The sequence below is a fragment of the Lederbergia citri genome (genome assembly GCF_018343625.1).
Taxonomy (GTDB): Bacteria; Bacillota; Bacilli; order Bacillales; family Bacillaceae_C; genus Lederbergia; species Lederbergia citri.
In genome coordinates this window covers 765,810-783,160 of the sequence record NZ_JAGYPG010000002.1, presented here as the reverse complement: position 1 = coordinate 783,160, position 17,351 = coordinate 765,810, and the positions used below count along the sequence as shown (strand labels likewise).

Sequence of the window (17,351 nt, the reverse complement as noted above, 5' to 3'; positions counted from 1 at the left end):
TATTAAGACCAAACTAAAAAAGAGTGGTGTCGAAATGGCTGAGTTAACAATTTCATTATTGGAAGATATGAAACTTAAAGAATTATATGAACTGGCCCGTGAATATAAGGTTTCGTATTACAGTAAACTAACGAAAAAAGAATTGATTTTTGCAATCCTAAAAGTACGTGCAGAACGAGAAGGGTTCTTCTTCATGGAGGGCGTACTGGAAATTATTCAATCCGAGGGGTTTGGTTTTCTAAGACCAATCAACTATTCTGCAAGTTCAGAGGACATTTATATTTCAGCTTCACAGATCCGACGATTTGATTTACGAAATGGTGATAAAGTATCAGGAAAAGTAAGGCCGCCAAAAGAAAACGAACGCTATTTCGGCTTGTTGCATGTTGAAGCTGTCAATGGTGATGATCCAGAAAGTGCTAAAGAGCGTGTCCATTTCCCAGCATTAACGCCACTCTATCCTGATCGCCAAATTAAACTGGAAACGACTCCAACGAATCTATCAACTAGAATCATGGATTTAATATCACCGGTTGGTTTTGGACAACGTGGATTAATCGTTGCCCCTCCAAAAGCAGGGAAAACGATGCTTTTAAAATCGATTGCAAATGCGATTACTACGAATAACCCTGAAGCTGAATTGATTGTATTATTGATCGATGAGCGTCCAGAGGAAGTTACGGACATCGAACGTTCAGTCAATGCGGAGGTTGTCAGCTCCACATTTGACGAAGTTCCTGAAAATCATATAAAAGTAGCTGAGCTTGTTTTAGAACGAGCGATGCGTTTAGTGGAACATAAGCGCGATGTCGTTATTTTGATGGATAGTATTACAAGACTTGCGCGTGCTTACAACCTAGTGATTCCACCAAGTGGACGAACATTGTCAGGTGGTATCGATCCAGCTGCGTTTCATCGTCCGAAACGATTTTTCGGAGCAGCAAGAAACATTGAAGAAGGCGGCAGCTTAACGATTCTAGCTACTGCCCTTGTCGATACAGGTTCCCGTATGGACGATGTTATTTATGAAGAGTTTAAAGGAACTGGAAACTTGGAACTTCACCTTGACCGCTCACTCGCGGAAAGAAGAATTTTCCCGGCAATCGATATTCGCCGTTCCGGTACAAGAAAAGAAGAATTGCTCATTCCTAAGGAACAGCTTGAAAAACTTTGGAAGCTTCGTAAAGTCATGTCAGATTCCCCAGACTTTGCAGAGAAGTTTTTACGAAAGCTGCGTCAATCAAAAACAAATGAAGAATTTTTTAATATGCTTGCAGCTGCGGAAGCAAAAGGCAATACGAATGGAAGAACGGTTCTATAAGACTTAATTTTTTCATGAAGAAATATTGCATTTTAAAGAAGCCCTTGTTATAATGAAAAATGTGTTTTCGAAGTAAAAAATGCTAAAAGCATCACGATAGATAACTCTGTTTCAGCAAATGATTCAGGGCATAAGGAGATGAAAGTAATGAAAGCAGGAATTCATCCAGAATATAAAAAAGTAATGGTTAAATGTGCATGTGGAAATGAATTTGAAGGCGGATCTGTTAAAGAAAACATTCGTGTAGAAATTTGCTCAGAATGCCATCCATTCTACACAGGTCGTCAAAAATTCGCGTCTGCAGATGGCCGCGTTGACCGCTTCAATAAAAAATACGGACTTAAGTAAGAAAAGCAGAAGCGCCTGTTTATCGACGTAAAAACTTCAGGGCCTTTGACTGAGATAAAGGAAACACGACGAAGAATGAGTCGATGTTGACTTATCGTAGGAAAAGGACAGGAAGTTTTCTAGTCGATAGGCGCTGGAGCTAGACAATAAGAATGTTCGAAAAAACGGGCAAGAATTGCTTGCCTGTTTTTTTATTGTCTGAAATGGGGGAAATCTATACGATAAGTACTTTTTTCGCAGTGTGTAGTGCTGTATAAGCGGAATTAATTATCGCAGGAGGAGCACTAATTGGCGGATAATAAGTTTTTATTGTATCATAGGTGAATTTAATCTCCGTATAACTGTTGCGATTGTCGTATAAAAAAAGATTTACTCTCGTATATAAGGTATATACTCTCTTATAAAGTATACATACTCTCACATAAGGAACACACTCTCATAGAAAAACCTGAAAGGAGCAGTCATCTCATGGATATAATCAAACATACAGGATGGATTGAAGTTATTTGTGGAAGCATGTTCTCTGGAAAGTCGGAGGAATTGATTAGACGAGTCAGAAGAACGCAATTTGCGAAGCAAAGCATTATGGTTTTTAAACCCCAATTAGATGACCGCTATAGTATAGAAGAGGTTGTTTCGCATAATGGAACAGCTGTGAAAGCACAACCTGTGCAACATTCCTCTGACATATTAAATGCTGTACATGCTGATATCGATGTTGTTGCCATTGATGAAGCTCAATTTTTTGATGATGATCTTATCGCAGTAGCCCAACAATTAGCGGATAGTGGGCACCGAGTGATCATTGCAGGTCTGGATCAAGATTTTCGCGGGGAGCCATTTGGACCAATGCCAAATTTAATGGCCATTGCAGAGCATGTAACAAAGCTTCAAGCAGTTTGTGCCGTTTGCGGATCGCCTGCAAGCAGAACGCAACGACTCATTAATGGAGAACCGGCATGTTATGACGACCCGATTATTTTAGTTGGAGCTTCCGAAGCGTACGAAGCAAGATGCAGGCATCATCACGAAGTACCTGCAGGAACGAATGCCAACTTACGACAACCTATTGAAAATAGTAAATAAAACATACATATTGACAGTCCTTGAAATTCCTCAAGGACTTTTTTTATTTTTGTAAAACTTTTTCTGCATAACAGTGTCTAATATATGGAAAGGGGGATTTCGGTGATCGATGAGAAACTAGTTAAAAAGGCAATCAGAGGAAATGACGATGCCTTTTTAGAAATCATGAATGAATATAAAGTAGATTTATATAGAACGGCTCTCGCTTTTTTGAAAAACGAAGGCGAGGCATTAGAGGCCATTCAGGAAGTTACCTTCCGAGCTTATAAAAATATCCGCACATTACGGAACTCCAATTTTATTAAAACATGGCTGTTTCGAATTATGATCAATTATTGCAATGACCAACTAAAAAATAAAAAGCGGCACATTGTTGATGATGGAGTCATCCAAACATTAGCAGTGTCTGAAACATTCAATGAACTTGAATTGAAAGATGCGATGTTAAAACTTGATGATCGGTCTCGTGAATTATTAACGCTAAAATACTTCAACGATATGAAAATAAAAGAAATTGCCGATGCGATGCAATGTCCAGAAGGCACGATCAAAACATGGCTGCATAAGGCCTTGAAACAGCTGCGAGACATATTGGAAGAGAAAGGAGCGGGTTCGAGTGTTTGAGAAAGAAGAGAAGAAATTGGCTGAATTAAAAAATAAATATGAAGATGCGTCTATTCCAGTGGAAGCATTGAACACCGCCATTATGGCAGGCTTCCAAAAAGCAAAGCAAAAGAGGAACACACCTATTAAAAAATGGATGTTTGCCAGTACAGCAGCTATCATTTTTCTAAGCGGATTTTTTACAACCATTCGGATATCACCTGCATTTGCTTCTTATATCGCCGCTATTCCTGGTATGGACAGAATCGTTGAAATGATTGTTCATGACAAAGGAATGCTTGCAGCAATTTCAAATGAATATTATCAGGAAATAGGAGTTTCGGAAGAAAAAAATGGAGTAAAGCTGACAATTGATGGGGCAATTGCGGATGAAAATGGAATGGTTTTGTTTTATACGTTGAAACCAGAAAAAAAATACGAATCCATGTGGATTGATCTTGTAGATTTAAAAAGTTTAGATGGAAAAGAAATAAAAGAACCTTCCACATCACATGGGGCTCCTCATACTCCGGAAAAAAGTTCTTCCTTTCAAGGAATGATTGAATATTACTTTTCTGAACCGTTAGAAGCTGGGAACTTTCAAGTTAGTGTAACAGTAAAAGCGAGCGGCTATACGGAAGATTTTACAATGCCTTTTACGATAAAAGAAATTAAGTCGGTAAAAAATCTGACAATCAACAAAGATGTGACAATCCAGGACCAGAAAGTAACCTTTGTAAAAGCCGATATCTATCCTTTAAGGGTGGGCATCCATGTAAAAATGGATCCTAATAATACGAAGAAGCTCTTAAATTTTGATGATTTACGCCTTGTTGATGAACATGGAGATGTATGGAGTAAAATTACAAATGGAATTACTGGTACCCGAATTTCTGATGATGAAGAAATTGTCTATCTGCAAAGCAACTATTTCAACGAACCTATGGAACTTTATATAGCACTTAATAAAATTCAAGCAATAGATAAGGATGAGGCTGAATTAGTGGTGGATATTGAAAAGGAAGAAATCATCAAACAGCCAAAAGGAAACCAAATTGTTTCTAAAGTAAATGTTTCAGGAAATGACTTGATTTTTACGATGAGAACAAAAGAAGAGTTTTCGTATTTTATGTTTAGTACACCTAAGGATCGTGATGGCAAAGAATTAGAATCAGGTTCTTCTTTTTCGAGATATAGCGATGGTGATGATCAAGTATATGAACATGGTATCAATATAACAGATTTACATTCCGTCAAAGGTCCAATCTCGCTTGGGATATCCTATTATCCAACCTGGATCGTAGGTTCTGAAAAAATAAAAATTAAATGAGAACGTAATTTTCACAAAAATATTTGCTTTGCATAAAGTGAACGTTATACTATAATAGTGCACTTATGCAAACAGTATGAGGTGAAAAAGATGTTTGATAAATTACAAGCTGTAGAGGAGCGCTACGAAAGGTTGAATGAGCTTTTAAGCGACCCGGCTGTTGTTAGCGATTCTACAAAGTTAAGGGATTATTCAAAAGAACAATCGGCGATTGCGGAAACCGTTGAAGTGTATCGTGAATATAAAAATGCTCAAACCCAATATAAAGAAGCAAAAGAAATGTTGGAAGATAAGCTTGATGCTGACATGCGTGAAATGGTTAAAGAAGAGGTCAGTGAGCTTGAAGATCAGCTAGAGAATTTAGAGGCTCGTTTGAAAATTCTACTTGTTCCTAAAGACCCGAATGATGACAAAAACGTTATTATGGAAATTCGCGGTGCGGCGGGCGGCGATGAAGCAGCTTTATTTGCTGGTGATTTATACCGAATGTACAGCCGTTTTGCTGAAGCGCATAACTGGAAGACAGATATAATCGAAGCCCATTCAACTGGCCTTGGCGGCTACAAGGAAATCATTTTCATGATTAATGGAAATGGCGCCTATTCCAAGCTGAAATATGAAAATGGAGCCCATCGCGTCCAACGTGTTCCTGAGACAGAATCAGGCGGAAGGATTCATACATCGACCGCGACTGTTGCTGTTCTTCCGGAAGCAGAAGAAGTCGAAGTCGATATTCATGAAAAAGATATCCGTGTTGATACATTTGCTTCAAGCGGACCTGGTGGACAAAGCGTTAACACAACGATGTCGGCTGTTCGTTTAACACATATCCCGACGGGTGTTGTCGTATCTTGTCAGGATGAAAAATCCCAGATTAAAAATAAAGAGAAAGCGATGAAAGTATTGCGTGCACGTGTATACGATATGTTTCAACAGGAAGCACAGGCGGAATATGATGCAAACCGTAAGTCCGCTGTTGGAACGGGAGATCGTTCTGAACGAATTCGCACGTACAATTTTCCGCAAAACCGTGTAACTGATCATCGAATTGGGTTAACGATTCAAAAGCTTGATCAAATTTTAGAAGGTAAGCTCGACGAAGTGATTGATACTTTAGTCATCGAAGATCAATCTAAAAAACTTGAGAGCGTGGAAGAATAATGATGCACAAAAAAGTGTACGAAGCCCTCAATTGGGCTTCTTCTTTTTTAAAAGAACATGACCGAGATGAAAATGCAGGCGAGCTTCTATTAATGTGGATTTTAGGCTGGAGCAGAGCTCGGCTTTTATCTGAATTACGAATGGAATTGCCTGATCGTGAATACGATGGTTTCATAGAAGTTGTTAAGGAGCATGTCACAGGACGTCCTATTCAGCACATCATCGGGTATGAGGAATTTTACGGAAGAAGATTTATCGTAAATGAGAATGTGCTCATTCCAAGGCCTGAAACCGAAGAATTAATTGTCGCTGTACTTGAGAGGTTGGGTACATATTTTGGTCCATCCTCAAAGCTAAAGTGCGCTGACATTGGGACAGGCAGTGGAGCGATTGCGGTTACGATGAAACTGGAAAGGCCGGAGCTCGTGGTTTCCGCATCGGATATTTCTGAAGCGGCATTAAAAATCGCTCAGAAAAATGCGGAAGCACTCGGAGCAGAAATAGATTTTCGACACGGGGATTTACTAGAACCATTTTTAAACGAAAAATGGGATATCATTCTCTCCAATCCACCGTATATTCCAAATGAAGAAAAGTTATCCGAGGTCGTAAGTGAACACGAGCCGCACAACGCCTTATTCGGTGGCGTCGATGGTCTTGATTTTTACCGCAGATTCGCCAACGACTTGCCGAAACTCACTAATAAAAAAGCACTCATCGCTTTTGAAATTGGTGCTGGACAAGGAGAGATAGTCGCAGCCATGATGAAAAAAGCTTTTCCAGACAGTAAAACAGATATCATCCTCGACATAAATGGAAAGGACCGAATTGTACTAACTCAAACCTGTCCCTTTGGGGACTGTCCCCAAAGGGACGGGTTCAATGTATAGGATTCTATTATCTTGTCCATAATGCCTGCTAGAGGGGGCAGATGGATATGATGCATGATTATATGAAACATAAATTCTATCAAAAAAATATAGCTTGGATGTATTTGATTATTCTTGTTTTCGCTACTGTAGCAAGTTTAATTATTCCTAAACAGGAAATGGCAAAGGCTTCAGATCCTCTTGTCATTCCGGGTGAAGCGATTCGTCTTCGAATATTGGCTAATAGTGATGGAGAAAAAGATCAAGAAGTGAAGCGCGCTATCCGTGATGCAGTAAATGCGGAAATTACAAATTGGGTGCAAGATTTAACATCGATTGATGCAGCAAGAACGACTATTACGTCACGTCTTGATCATGTTGAAGAAATCGCAAAACAAGAATTGGCTGCGCGAAATCTTAATTATTCCGTAAAAGTAGAATTCGGCAATGTACAATTTCCTACAAAATTATATGGTCAATATCTTTATCCAGCAGGCACATACGAAGCGATCTTAATTACACTAGGTGAAGGAAAAGGAGCCAATTGGTGGTGTGTTCTTTTTCCACCGCTTTGCTTCTTAGATTTTTCAAATAGCCTAGCTGTAAGCCCAGGCTTTGAAGAAGAAGAAGCTTCACTTGAGGAAGGAACTGTTACAAGTGAAGAGAAAATTCCAGAAGCAACAACTAAAGAGGTTGGGGATAAGTCTGTGGATAAAGAGCTTCAAAAATCGGATGAACAAGCACCAACTTTTATAAAAGAGGAAGAAAATAAAGTAGAAGTAAAATTTTTCGTAGTTGAATTATTTAATAAATTATTCTAATCTCTTTCAAGAGTTTCTATAAATGCAAGTTATACACATAACTCACAGTAGTTATCCACTGGAAAATATTGTTTATCCACAATATGTGTATAACTTGTTCCTTATTTTACTGAAAATCTCGTAAAGTACTTGAAATAGGAATGAGGCAATATACATGAAAACAGTTAGATGGTCTGTGGATAAAAAGATCGATAATATGACAGGTTATCCACAGATTGATGAAGCGGCTGCTTATTTACTCAACAATGAAGTAGTGGCATTCCCGACGGAAACCGTATATGGACTTGGGGCAAACGCCAAATCGGATGAAGCGGTAGCTAAAATTTACACTGCCAAGGGAAGACCTGCAGATAACCCATTAATTGTGCACATTTCTTCCACAAGACAGCTTCAAGACCTTGTTGCCGCTATTCCGGAAAAATCTATGAAACTGATGAATGCGTTTTGGCCAGGGCCTTTGACGCTTATTTTTCAAAAAAAGCAAGGGGCTGTTTCGGAAATCGTGACGGCGGGACTTGATACGATTGCAGTTCGTATGCCAGATCATCCAGTTGCGCTTGCGCTTATTTCAGCATCAAGTTTGCCTATAGCCGCTCCGAGCGCCAATCAATCTGGAAAACCAAGTCCAACAACCGCTGATCATGTAGCGAAAGATTTGGATGGGAAAATTGCGGGCATCGTTGATGGAGGCCCTACAGGTGTTGGTGTTGAGTCAACTGTGATTGATTGCACAGGAACGACGCCGATCATTTTAAGACCGGGCGGTGTTTCCAAGGAAGAAATTGAGTCTATTATTGATCATGTAGAAATGGACGCGAGTTTAAAAGATAAGGAAGAAAAGCCGAAATCACCCGGAATGAAATATAAGCATTATGCACCAGCAGTACCTTTATTTTTAGCAGAAGGTGAACCGAATTGGGTCCAGTCCTTGATCAACGAAAAAAGAAATCAGGGTTTAAAAGTGGGAGTAATGTCTTCTTCAGAAACAGCTTCTTATTATGATGCGGACAAAGTTCTTGATTTGGGGAGCAGAAGCAACTTAAGTGAAGTGGCACATTCACTATATGATTCACTGCGTGCTCTCGACGAAGCCGAGCTGGATATCATTTTTTCAGAAGTTTTTCCAGAAACCGGTGTGGGTGCAGCTATTATGAATCGCCTAGACAAAGCAGCAGGCCATAATTGGATACAACAAAAAAAATAAGTCTATTCCCTTTTATATTGGCATATGTTCCCTATAGGCACGTCCAATGGGGAAAGGGGAAGATAGACATTGCTTCCGGAAATAATCACACTTTTAATCATGGCATTTGCAGTTGGGATGGACGCATTTTCTGTCTCCCTAGGCATGGGAATATATAAGCTAAGATTGAAACATATTTTTATTATCGGGATTACAGTCGGTATTTTTCATGTAGTAATGCCATTGTTTGGGATTTTAGCCGGTCATTTATTATCTGAGACGTTCGGAAAAATAACAGGATATGTCGGAGGAATTCTGCTCATTATCCTTGGACTGCAAATGATTATATTTTGTTTCCGAAGCAATCGCCAATCCTTTATATTGCCGGTTGGCTGGGGAATTGTTCTCTTCTCGCTTCTTTTAAGTGTCGATAGTTTTTCAGCAGGACTTAGCTTAGGGATGTTTGGTGTTAGGGCAGCAATTGCCGCTTTCTGCTTTGGAGTAGTCGCTGTTTTCCTAACATGGAGCGGGCTGCTAATCGGGCGGAAGGTACAAAATCTGCTCGGAGTGTATGGCGAAATACTTGGTGGGATTATTTTAATCGCATTTGGTTTAAAACTTCTTTTACAATTTAATTAATTAAGGATTAAGGCAAGAAAGGCGGCTTTTCTATTTAGAGGGCTGTCTTTTTTTATTGAACTATGCCATAATTTTCTCTGAATATTCCGGTCGTCCTTTAGACCTGTTGAAATGAAATAATTATGTAAGGGTGGTCGTAACGTGAACGTTCTTTTTGTATGTACAGGAAATACGTGCAGAAGCCCAATGGCAGAAGCAATTTTTAATAACATATGGTCTGGAAAAGGTGAAGCTAAGTCCGTCGGCATGTTTGCTTCCGCAGGAGATAATGCCGCACATAATGCGATTCAAGTATTAAAAGAAAATGGAATAGATATTAACCATCAGTCAAAGCAGCTTACGAAAGAAAATGTAAAATGGGCGTATCTTATACTCACAATGACTGCATCGCATAAAAATATGCTGCTTAACATTTATCCCGAAGCTGCCGATAAAATATATACATTGAAAGAATACGTAAATGGTCCTGGGTATGATTCTGATGTACTCGATCCGTACGGAGGGGATATAAATATCTATCGCTCAACTTTTATGGAATTAAAAGAATTAATTAATCGTATTTTTGAAAATGAATAAGCCCTAAAAATCTAAGCGCATAAAGAGAATTGGACAGGAGAATGGACATGGCAAAGAAACGAAAGCATAAATTTGGTTTGCAAAGAAAGTTTGTTATTTTAACTACGTTGCTTGCTGTTATTACTTTTACAACAAGTGCTGTTTTTCTTTATTTCGTTTATCCTTTTGTTGATCAGTACTTGAGTGAGGAATTATTTACAATTGTTACCTTATCATTAGGTATTATTTGGTCGGGGATTTTAGCTTATTTCGCTGCGTTTTTTATTACGCGACCATTGCAAAGATTGGAACAAGCCGCTGTTAAAGTTGGAGAAGGGGATATTAGTACCGACGTTAAGATATATAGTAAAAATGATGAAATAAGTTCGCTTGGTCAAGCATTTAACCAAATGCTACATAACTTTAGAGAAATGGTTTTTCAAATTGAGGAAAATTTTAGCCAAACAAATGCGAATGTGGTAGCCATTTCACAAAAATCAGTAAGAGCTAGCGAAGAAGCGGAAAGTGTAGCTCATACAATATCTGAAATATCTGCTGGAGCAGAAAACTCTGCTGCTGCGATTCAAGGGACTGCTGAATCAGTAGAAGATATTACACGAATTGCAAATGAAGTTCAGTTAAAAGCGAGAGAATCAGAAAAAATCTCAGAAACAATGATTGAAGAATTGAAAGAAAGCCAACAAGTCGTTCAATCACTTGTAAGCGGAATTGAAATGCTTGCTGAAGGAAATAATGAATCTTTAAAAGCTGTACGAAGACTTGAACAAAATGCGACAGAGGTAGGGAATATCATCCAACTCGTTGGGGATATTGCCAATCAGACTAACTTGCTGGCGTTGAATGCTTCGATCGAGGCAGCAAGAGCTGGGGAACACGGAAAAGGTTTTGCAGTTGTAGCAGACGAAGTTAGAAAGCTGGCAGATGAAAGTGCGAAAGCTGTACAAGGAATTTCCGACCTCATTCAAAACATTCAATCAGAAGTAGAAAATGTAGTAAAACAAATATCAGCTCAAGTTGGCTCTGCAAACGAGGAAGTAAAGAAAGGTACGACTACAAATACTGCTATTGCCGAAATGACTGAAACAATCCATGAATCAGCGGCAGCGGTTAAAAATATTTCCTTATTGGTTGACAATCAAATGGAAAGTGTACGAGTAACCTCTTTGCAAGCTCAAGAAGTAGCCGCAATCGCGGAAGAAACATCGGCAGGCGCAGAAGAAGTTGCAAAACAATCACAAAAACAAGCAGAAGACATGGAAGAAATCGACCAACTCGCTGAACAACTACGCGCCCAAGCCGGCAAATTGAAAGACACCATCTCCCGTTTTACATTATAATTAGTGGGGGACAGGTTCAAAGGGGACAGGTCCAATGGGGACTGTCCCCATTATTAATAGGAGGTTCGAATATATGAAGGTGGCGTTGGCTTCTGATCATGGAGGCATGCAGATTCGGGAAGAGATTAAGAAGTTGCTTGAAGAGTTGAAGATAGAGTATGAGGATTTTGGTTGTGAGTGCGCGGATTCGGTGGATTATCCGGATTATGCTGTGCCTGTCGCGGAGAAGGTGGCGAAAGGTGAATTTGATCGCGGGATATTAATTTGCGGCACTGGGATCGGTATGAGTATTTCCGCAAATAAGGTAAAAGGAATCCGCTGTGCACTTGCTCATGATGTTTTTAGTGCGAGAATGACTCGCCTTCATAATGACAGTAATATTTTGGCAATGGGAGAGCGTGTCATCGGTGCTGGATTAGCACGAGAAATTGCTCAAACTTGGCTGCAAACAGAGTTTGAAGGTGGACGTCATCAAACTCGTATTGGTAAAATTGCAAAGTATGAGGGAAAATAAATACAATCTAGCATAAAATCCGGACCGTGTCTTTCACGCTCCGGATTTTCTCAAATAACGATAATCGAGGAGGGTGAGAGATTTGACGTTGCCTCTAGAACAATGGAAAAAAGAGATGAGGTCAATCATTCAGGAAAGCCGCGACACGCTTCAGCTTAATTCTGAAAAAATTTTAGTTATCGGCTGTTCCACATCAGAAGTTGCAGGAAAAAACATCGGCACATCCGGAACGATGGAAGCAGCTGAAGTGATATTTAGGGAACTGAAAAAATATGCTGACGACCAAGGGTTCCATTTGGCCTTCCAATGCTGCGAACATTTAAATCGAGCACTAGTCGTCGAGAAGCGAACAGCAATTGAAAAGGGTCTCGAGCAAGTATCAGTCATTCCAGCCCCACATGCAGGAGGCTCGATGGCTACATATGCCTTTAGTCAGTTTAAGGATCCGGTAGTGGTGGAATTCATTAAAGCGGACGCGGGAATAGACATTGGCGATACTTTTATTGGCATGCATTTAAAACATGTCGCGGTTCCAATTCGCATAAATCAAAAACAATTAGGAAATGCACACGTAACAATCGCGACTACCCGTCCAAAATTAATCGGAGGAGCGAGAGCGATTTACGAACCGCAAAAGCTGAACATTCAATGCTGATTTTATGAAAAACGTTCAGGAAATGCCCATAAAAATAGAAAATTCGTTTGGCACGATCACTTTTACATGGTAAAATGGAACAGAATCTAAAAACGATTAACTTTTTTAATAAGACAAGGGGGAACGAAATGAGCACAATTGCACAACAAGATCCGCAAGTGTATAAAGCGATTCAAAATGAATTAAAACGCCAGCGGACAAAAATTGAGTTGATTGCATCTGAAAACTTTGTGAGCTCTGCAGTAATGGAAGCCCAGGGATCAGTATTAACGAATAAATATGCGGAAGGTTATCCAGGACGTCGCTACTACGGGGGCTGTGAATATGTAGATGTCGCCGAAGACATTGCCCGCGACCGTGCGAAAGAAATATTTGGAGCAGAGCATGTGAACGTGCAGCCTCATTCCGGAGCCCAAGCAAATATGGCCGTTTATTTCACCATTCTCGAGCATGGTGACACTGTTCTAGGAATGAATTTATCCCACGGTGGACACTTGACACACGGAAGTCCAGTTAACTTTAGTGGTATCCAATACAATTTCGTAGAATATGGCGTTGATGAAAAGGATCATCGCATTAATTATGAGGATGTCCGCCAAAAAGCGCTTGAACACAAGCCGAAGCTCATCGTAGCTGGCGCGAGTGCTTATCCTCGAGTTATTGACTTTAAAAAATTCCGTGAAATCGCCGATGAAGTCGGAGCCTATTTAATGGTTGATATGGCTCACATCGCAGGTCTTGTAGCTGTAGGTCTACATCCAAATCCAGTTCCTTATGCTGATTTCGTAACTACAACTACACATAAAACATTGCGCGGACCTCGTGGAGGAATGGTGCTTTGTAAAGAAGAATTTGCAAAGAAGATCGACAAAGCCGTTTTCCCAGGTCTTCAAGGTGGACCATTAATGCATGTCATCGCTGCGAAAGCCGTAGCATTCGGGGAAGCTCAAAGCGATGAATTTAAAACATATATTCAAAATGTCATTGATAATGCGAAACGCCTTGGCGAGTCATTGAAGAAAGAAGGATTCGACCTTGTTTCAGATGGAACCGACAATCATTTATTGCTGCTCGACCTTCGCTCTATAGGTCTAACAGGAAAAGTAGCTGAAAAAGTATTGGATGATGTTGGGATTACTGTCAATAAAAATACAATTCCTTACGATCCAGAAGGTCCGTTTACAACGAGTGGAATCCGTATCGGTACACCTGCTGTAACTTCAAGAGGATTTGGCCATGAAGAAATGGATGAGATCGCATCCCTTATCGGATTCGTATTGAAAAATCATGAAGACGAAACAAAACTTGATGAGGCACGCAATCGAGTAGAGGCATTGACTGCGAAATTCCCATTATATGAATAATATTAAATTGACCGCTTTCATTATGAGGCGGTCTTTTTTGTACTCGCATTTCCCTTGCCCAAGCCACTTCAATTCTGTAAAATAATGAAAGGTTATAATACAAAATCCGATGATTTCAGACATGGAGTCTATTAAAAAAGGAGAGCAACCATGGCAAAAGTATATGTATTCGATCATCCTCTTATTCAACACAAAATTACATATATCCGTGACAAAAACACTGGTACAAAGGAATTTCGCGAACTCGTTGACGAAGTTGCGACATTGATGATGTTTGAGATTACTAGGGATATGGCACTTGAGGAAGTTGAAGTTGAAACACCAGTTGCAAAAGCTAAATCAAAAATTTTATCAGGGAAAAAACTAGGGATTGTCCCTATCCTACGTGCTGGAATTGGAATGGTAGATGGAATCTTAAATTTACTTCCCGCCGCAAAGGTAGGACATATCGGATTATACCGAGATCCTGCAACATTAATGCCAGTTGAATATTACGTTAAGCTTCCAAGCGATGTAGAAGAACGTGATTTTATCCTCGTTGACCCAATGCTTGCGACAGGTGGTTCTGCAGTAGCAGCCATTGACTCTTTAAAAAAACGCGGTGCGAAAAACATTAAATTCATGTGTCTGATTGCAGCTCCAGAAGGAGTAGAAGCTATGCAAATGGCTCATCCAGATGTAGATATTTACATCGCAGGCTTGGATGAAAAACTTAATGAAAAAGGCTATATCGTTCCAGGTCTTGGAGATGCAGGAGACCGCTTGTTTGGGACAAAATAATATCGTAACGGAAAATGGGGTGCAGATTTGGAGAAACGTGTAAAAGTAATGGCCATCTTTGGGACTAGACCTGAAGCGATTAAAATGGCTCCGCTTGTTTTAGAATTACAAAAACGTTCCGAAGAATTTGCAGCGATTGTAACAGTGACAGCTCAACATAGGCAAATGCTTGATCAAGTCCTCGATATTTTTAACATAAAACCAGACTATGATTTAAATATTATGAAAGACCGCCAAACTCTCATGGATGTAACGACACGGGGGTTGGAAGGTCTCGACAGAGTGATGAAGGAAGCTAAGCCGGATATTGTTCTCGTCCACGGCGACACGTCTACAACTTTTATTGCCAGTCTTGCCGCCTTTTACAATCAAATTGAAGTTGGTCATGTCGAAGCGGGTTTGCGCACATGGAATAAATACTCGCCATTTCCTGAAGAAATGAACCGTCAGTTAACAGGTGTCATTGCTGATCTGCACTTTTCGCCAACAGAAAAGTCCGCTCAAAACCTTTTAATTGAAAACAAAAAAGAGGAAGCTATTTTTATTACCGGCAATACGGCAATTGATGCTTTGAAAACGACGGTAAAAGAAGATTATCACCATGAAGTGCTAGAAAAGCTCGGAAATGACAGACTCATATTAATTACAGCTCATCGCAGAGAAAACCTAGGAGAACCGATGCGAAATATGTTTCGGGCGATCAAGCGGATTGTTGATGAACAACCAGATGTTCAAGTTGTTTATCCCGTTCATTTGAATCCAGTTGTAAGAGAAACGGCAGAGGAAATCCTCGGGAATGACGACCGAATTCATTTAATTGAACCACTCGACGTTATTGATTTTCATAACTTTGCGAAACATGCTCATATCATCTTGTCCGATTCAGGTGGTGTACAAGAAGAAGCTCCTTCATTAGGCGTACCGGTCCTTGTTGTACGAGATACGACGGAGCGCCCTGAAGGGATAGAAGCTGGTACTCTAAAATTGGCTGGGACGGATGAGGAAACCATTTACAAATTGGCGACAGAATTACTTACGAATACAAACGAATATGAAAAAATGGCACAAGCCTCTAATCCTTACGGAGATGGTAAAGCATCCACAAGAATTTGTGATGCCATCCTCTACCATTTTGGAAATAGAAAGCAAAAACCCGAGCCTTTTCAGGGATGAATGTGAAAAAGACGGGAAATTTAACTTTCCGTCTTTTTACATTTTTACATAATTAATGCTATGTCGATTAAAACGCAAATAACTTAATAACAATTCTCATAAAAATGTCAAAACAAGTCGCAATTGGAAGAAATTTTTAAAGTGATTATTTTGTGAACAATCTTGACAATCTTTATGCGAAATAAATTGAAAACTCGTTGACTAATGATTTGTGCTATTGTATGCTACAAAGGGTATGACTAAAACGGTTTTCCCTCATTATATAACGATTCCAAGCATGAGTGCGCACATGTTTATGGACAAAGTTAGCATTAGTTTTAACATCGAACTTCCACGATGCCAAACCTCGAAATTTGGCGGATCCTCAAAGTTCGACATTTCTTTTGAGGAGATTAAAAAGATATGCCGGAACTCCAACAATTATTCAGTAGACACTGCAAGTACATAATTTACATAATTGCAATCTATGTACTGGGATGGGGTTTTACAAGCTATAAATCAATCTTTCTCGGGTTGATACTAGGCACAGTAGTAAGTCTTTTTAATCATTGGAACTTAGTGAGGAAAACTACTGCGTTTGGTGAAGCTGCCTCATCGGGCAAGAAATTTCGTTCATTTGGCACGCTGGTCAGAATGTGCAGTGCCATATTAGCGGTGATGATTGCAGGGACTTATCCTAATGTCTTTAATCTAATAAGTGTCATCATAGGGATAATGACAGCGCACGCAGTCATTATGATAGACTTCGTTTTAAATCAGATTTTTAAATCCCACAAGAAGCGAGAAGAGAGGTGAGTTTAATTGGGTCATGAAGCACCAGAAATACAGATATTTGGTCTATGGTTTAACCTCGCCAACGTTTTAATGATTACCGTCGCATCAACGATAGTATTTCTTATCGCATTTGTAAGTACAAGGAAATTGGCATTAAAGCCTACTGGAATGCAAAATGTCATGGAATGGGTCTTCGATTTTGTCAAAGGTATCATTAAAAGTAATATGGATTGGAAATCCGGTGGCCATTTTCATATATTAGGTGTCACGCTAATCATGTATATTTTTGTTTCCAATATGTTAGGTTTACCTTTTTCCATCCAAATTAATGATCAACTATGGTGGAAATCACCAACAGCCGATCCAGTCATCACGCTGACTTTAGCGACGATGGTAGTGGGATTATCCCATTATTATGGAATTAAACAAACTGGCATTGGCGGATATCTCCGAGGGTATGTAAAACCGATGTGGTTTTTACTTCCGCTTAAAATCATCGAAGAATTTGCCAATACATTAACATTGGGTCTTCGTCTTTTCGGAAATATTTATGCTGGTGAAATCCTACTGGGATTACTTGCTGGAAGCTTGGCAGCTCCGAATGGAGTTATCGGCTGGATATCAGCGGCATTACCAACCCTTGCCTGGATGGGATTCTCAGTCTTTATTGGGGCGATACAGGCATTTATTTTCACTATGTTAACGATGGTCTATCTGGCACATAAAGTCAGCACTGATCATTAATATAAAAATGTTCATTCTATGGACAAACCATTTTAGTAAAAATACTTTTCATACAATTAAGGAGGAATTTTAT

The 17,351-nt window shown here is 39.6% G+C and carries 19 protein-coding genes; all 19 read left to right on the top strand.

The features are described from left to right. The first annotated feature begins 34 nt into the window (after positions 1-34). The 19 genes from rho (at position 35) to atpB (ending at position 17,278) form a co-directional block, all read left to right on the top strand. Positions 35-1,321: a transcription termination factor Rho gene (gene rho / locus KHA97_RS12440; RefSeq protein WP_213125050.1), complete on the top strand. Its 1,287-nt coding sequence runs from the start codon at positions 35-37 to the stop codon at positions 1,319-1,321. A 147-nt stretch (positions 1,322-1,468) separates the two neighbouring features. Next, on the top strand, positions 1,469-1,669 hold the full coding sequence (gene rpmE / locus KHA97_RS12435; protein WP_213125049.1) for a 50S ribosomal protein L31: 201 nt from the start codon (positions 1,469-1,471) through the stop codon (positions 1,667-1,669). A 468-nt stretch (positions 1,670-2,137) separates the two neighbouring features. Further along, entirely contained in the window at positions 2,138-2,755 is a 618-nt protein-coding gene (locus KHA97_RS12430) for a thymidine kinase (RefSeq protein WP_213125048.1), read from the top strand. Between the two features lie 102 nt (positions 2,756-2,857). Continuing rightward, complete coding sequence (locus KHA97_RS12425; RefSeq protein ID WP_213125047.1) at positions 2,858-3,379, top strand: sigma-70 family RNA polymerase sigma factor; 522 nt, start codon at positions 2,858-2,860, stop codon at positions 3,377-3,379. Beyond that, entirely contained in the window at positions 3,372-4,688 is a 1,317-nt protein-coding gene (locus KHA97_RS12420; protein WP_213125046.1) for a DUF4179 domain-containing protein, read from the top strand. The genes KHA97_RS12425 and KHA97_RS12420 overlap by 8 nt, the downstream gene beginning before the upstream one ends. 90 nt (positions 4,689-4,778) lie before the next feature. Beyond that, entirely contained in the window at positions 4,779-5,849 is a 1,071-nt protein-coding gene (prfA, locus tag KHA97_RS12415; RefSeq protein ID WP_213125045.1) for a peptide chain release factor 1, read from the top strand. 2 nt (positions 5,850-5,851) lie between these two features. Beyond that, the gene (prmC, locus tag KHA97_RS12410) at positions 5,852-6,739 is read left to right on the top strand and encodes a peptide chain release factor N(5)-glutamine methyltransferase (protein WP_213125044.1); all 888 of its coding nucleotides are present in this window, start codon (positions 5,852-5,854) and stop codon (positions 6,737-6,739) included. Positions 6,740-6,786: 47 nt separating this feature from the next. Beyond that, positions 6,787-7,539 carry a stage II sporulation protein R gene (gene spoIIR, locus KHA97_RS12405; RefSeq protein WP_325167448.1) on the top strand — a complete coding sequence of 251 codons (753 nt, stop codon included), beginning with the start codon at positions 6,787-6,789 and terminating at the stop codon, positions 7,537-7,539. Between the two features lie 154 nt (positions 7,540-7,693). Next, positions 7,694-8,743 carry an L-threonylcarbamoyladenylate synthase gene (locus tag KHA97_RS12400; protein ID WP_213125043.1) on the top strand — a complete coding sequence of 350 codons (1,050 nt, stop codon included), beginning with the start codon at positions 7,694-7,696 and terminating at the stop codon, positions 8,741-8,743. 99 nt (positions 8,744-8,842) lie between these two features. Beyond that, entirely contained in the window at positions 8,843-9,361 is a 519-nt protein-coding gene (locus KHA97_RS12395; RefSeq protein WP_213125760.1) for a manganese efflux pump MntP, read from the top strand. A 141-nt stretch (positions 9,362-9,502) separates the two neighbouring features. Next, positions 9,503-9,937, top strand: a complete 435-nt coding sequence (locus KHA97_RS12390; RefSeq protein ID WP_213125042.1) for a low molecular weight protein arginine phosphatase — start codon at positions 9,503-9,505, stop codon at positions 9,935-9,937. A gap of 47 nt (positions 9,938-9,984) precedes the next feature. Continuing rightward, positions 9,985-11,274 carry a methyl-accepting chemotaxis protein gene (locus KHA97_RS12385; protein WP_213125041.1) on the top strand — a complete coding sequence of 430 codons (1,290 nt, stop codon included), beginning with the start codon at positions 9,985-9,987 and terminating at the stop codon, positions 11,272-11,274. A 73-nt stretch (positions 11,275-11,347) separates the two neighbouring features. After that, positions 11,348-11,788 carry a ribose 5-phosphate isomerase B gene (gene rpiB, locus KHA97_RS12380; RefSeq protein WP_213125040.1) on the top strand — a complete coding sequence of 147 codons (441 nt, stop codon included), beginning with the start codon at positions 11,348-11,350 and terminating at the stop codon, positions 11,786-11,788. Between the two features lie 82 nt (positions 11,789-11,870). Beyond that, positions 11,871-12,443, top strand: a complete 573-nt coding sequence (locus KHA97_RS12375; RefSeq protein WP_233713461.1) for a TIGR01440 family protein — start codon at positions 11,871-11,873, stop codon at positions 12,441-12,443. Positions 12,444-12,571: 128 nt separating this feature from the next. Further along, positions 12,572-13,807, top strand: coding sequence for a serine hydroxymethyltransferase (locus tag KHA97_RS12370; RefSeq protein WP_213125039.1), 1,236 nt, complete (start codon positions 12,572-12,574; stop codon positions 13,805-13,807). A 150-nt stretch (positions 13,808-13,957) separates the two neighbouring features. Then, on the top strand, positions 13,958-14,587 hold the full coding sequence (gene upp / locus KHA97_RS12365) for a uracil phosphoribosyltransferase (protein WP_213125038.1): 630 nt from the start codon (positions 13,958-13,960) through the stop codon (positions 14,585-14,587). A gap of 48 nt (positions 14,588-14,635) precedes the next feature. Continuing rightward, positions 14,636-15,760 carry a non-hydrolyzing UDP-N-acetylglucosamine 2-epimerase gene (gene wecB / locus KHA97_RS12360; protein WP_213125758.1) on the top strand — a complete coding sequence of 375 codons (1,125 nt, stop codon included), beginning with the start codon at positions 14,636-14,638 and terminating at the stop codon, positions 15,758-15,760. 402 nt (positions 15,761-16,162) lie between these two features. Continuing rightward, a complete protein-coding gene (locus KHA97_RS12355) occupies positions 16,163-16,555 on the top strand; it encodes an ATP synthase subunit I (protein ID WP_213125037.1) in 393 nt (130 codons plus the stop codon). A gap of 6 nt (positions 16,556-16,561) precedes the next feature. Next, positions 16,562-17,278 (top strand): F0F1 ATP synthase subunit A, encoded by a 717-nt coding sequence (gene atpB, locus KHA97_RS12350; protein ID WP_213125036.1) that lies wholly within the window; start codon positions 16,562-16,564, stop codon positions 17,276-17,278. Positions 17,279-17,351 lie beyond the last annotated feature (73 nt).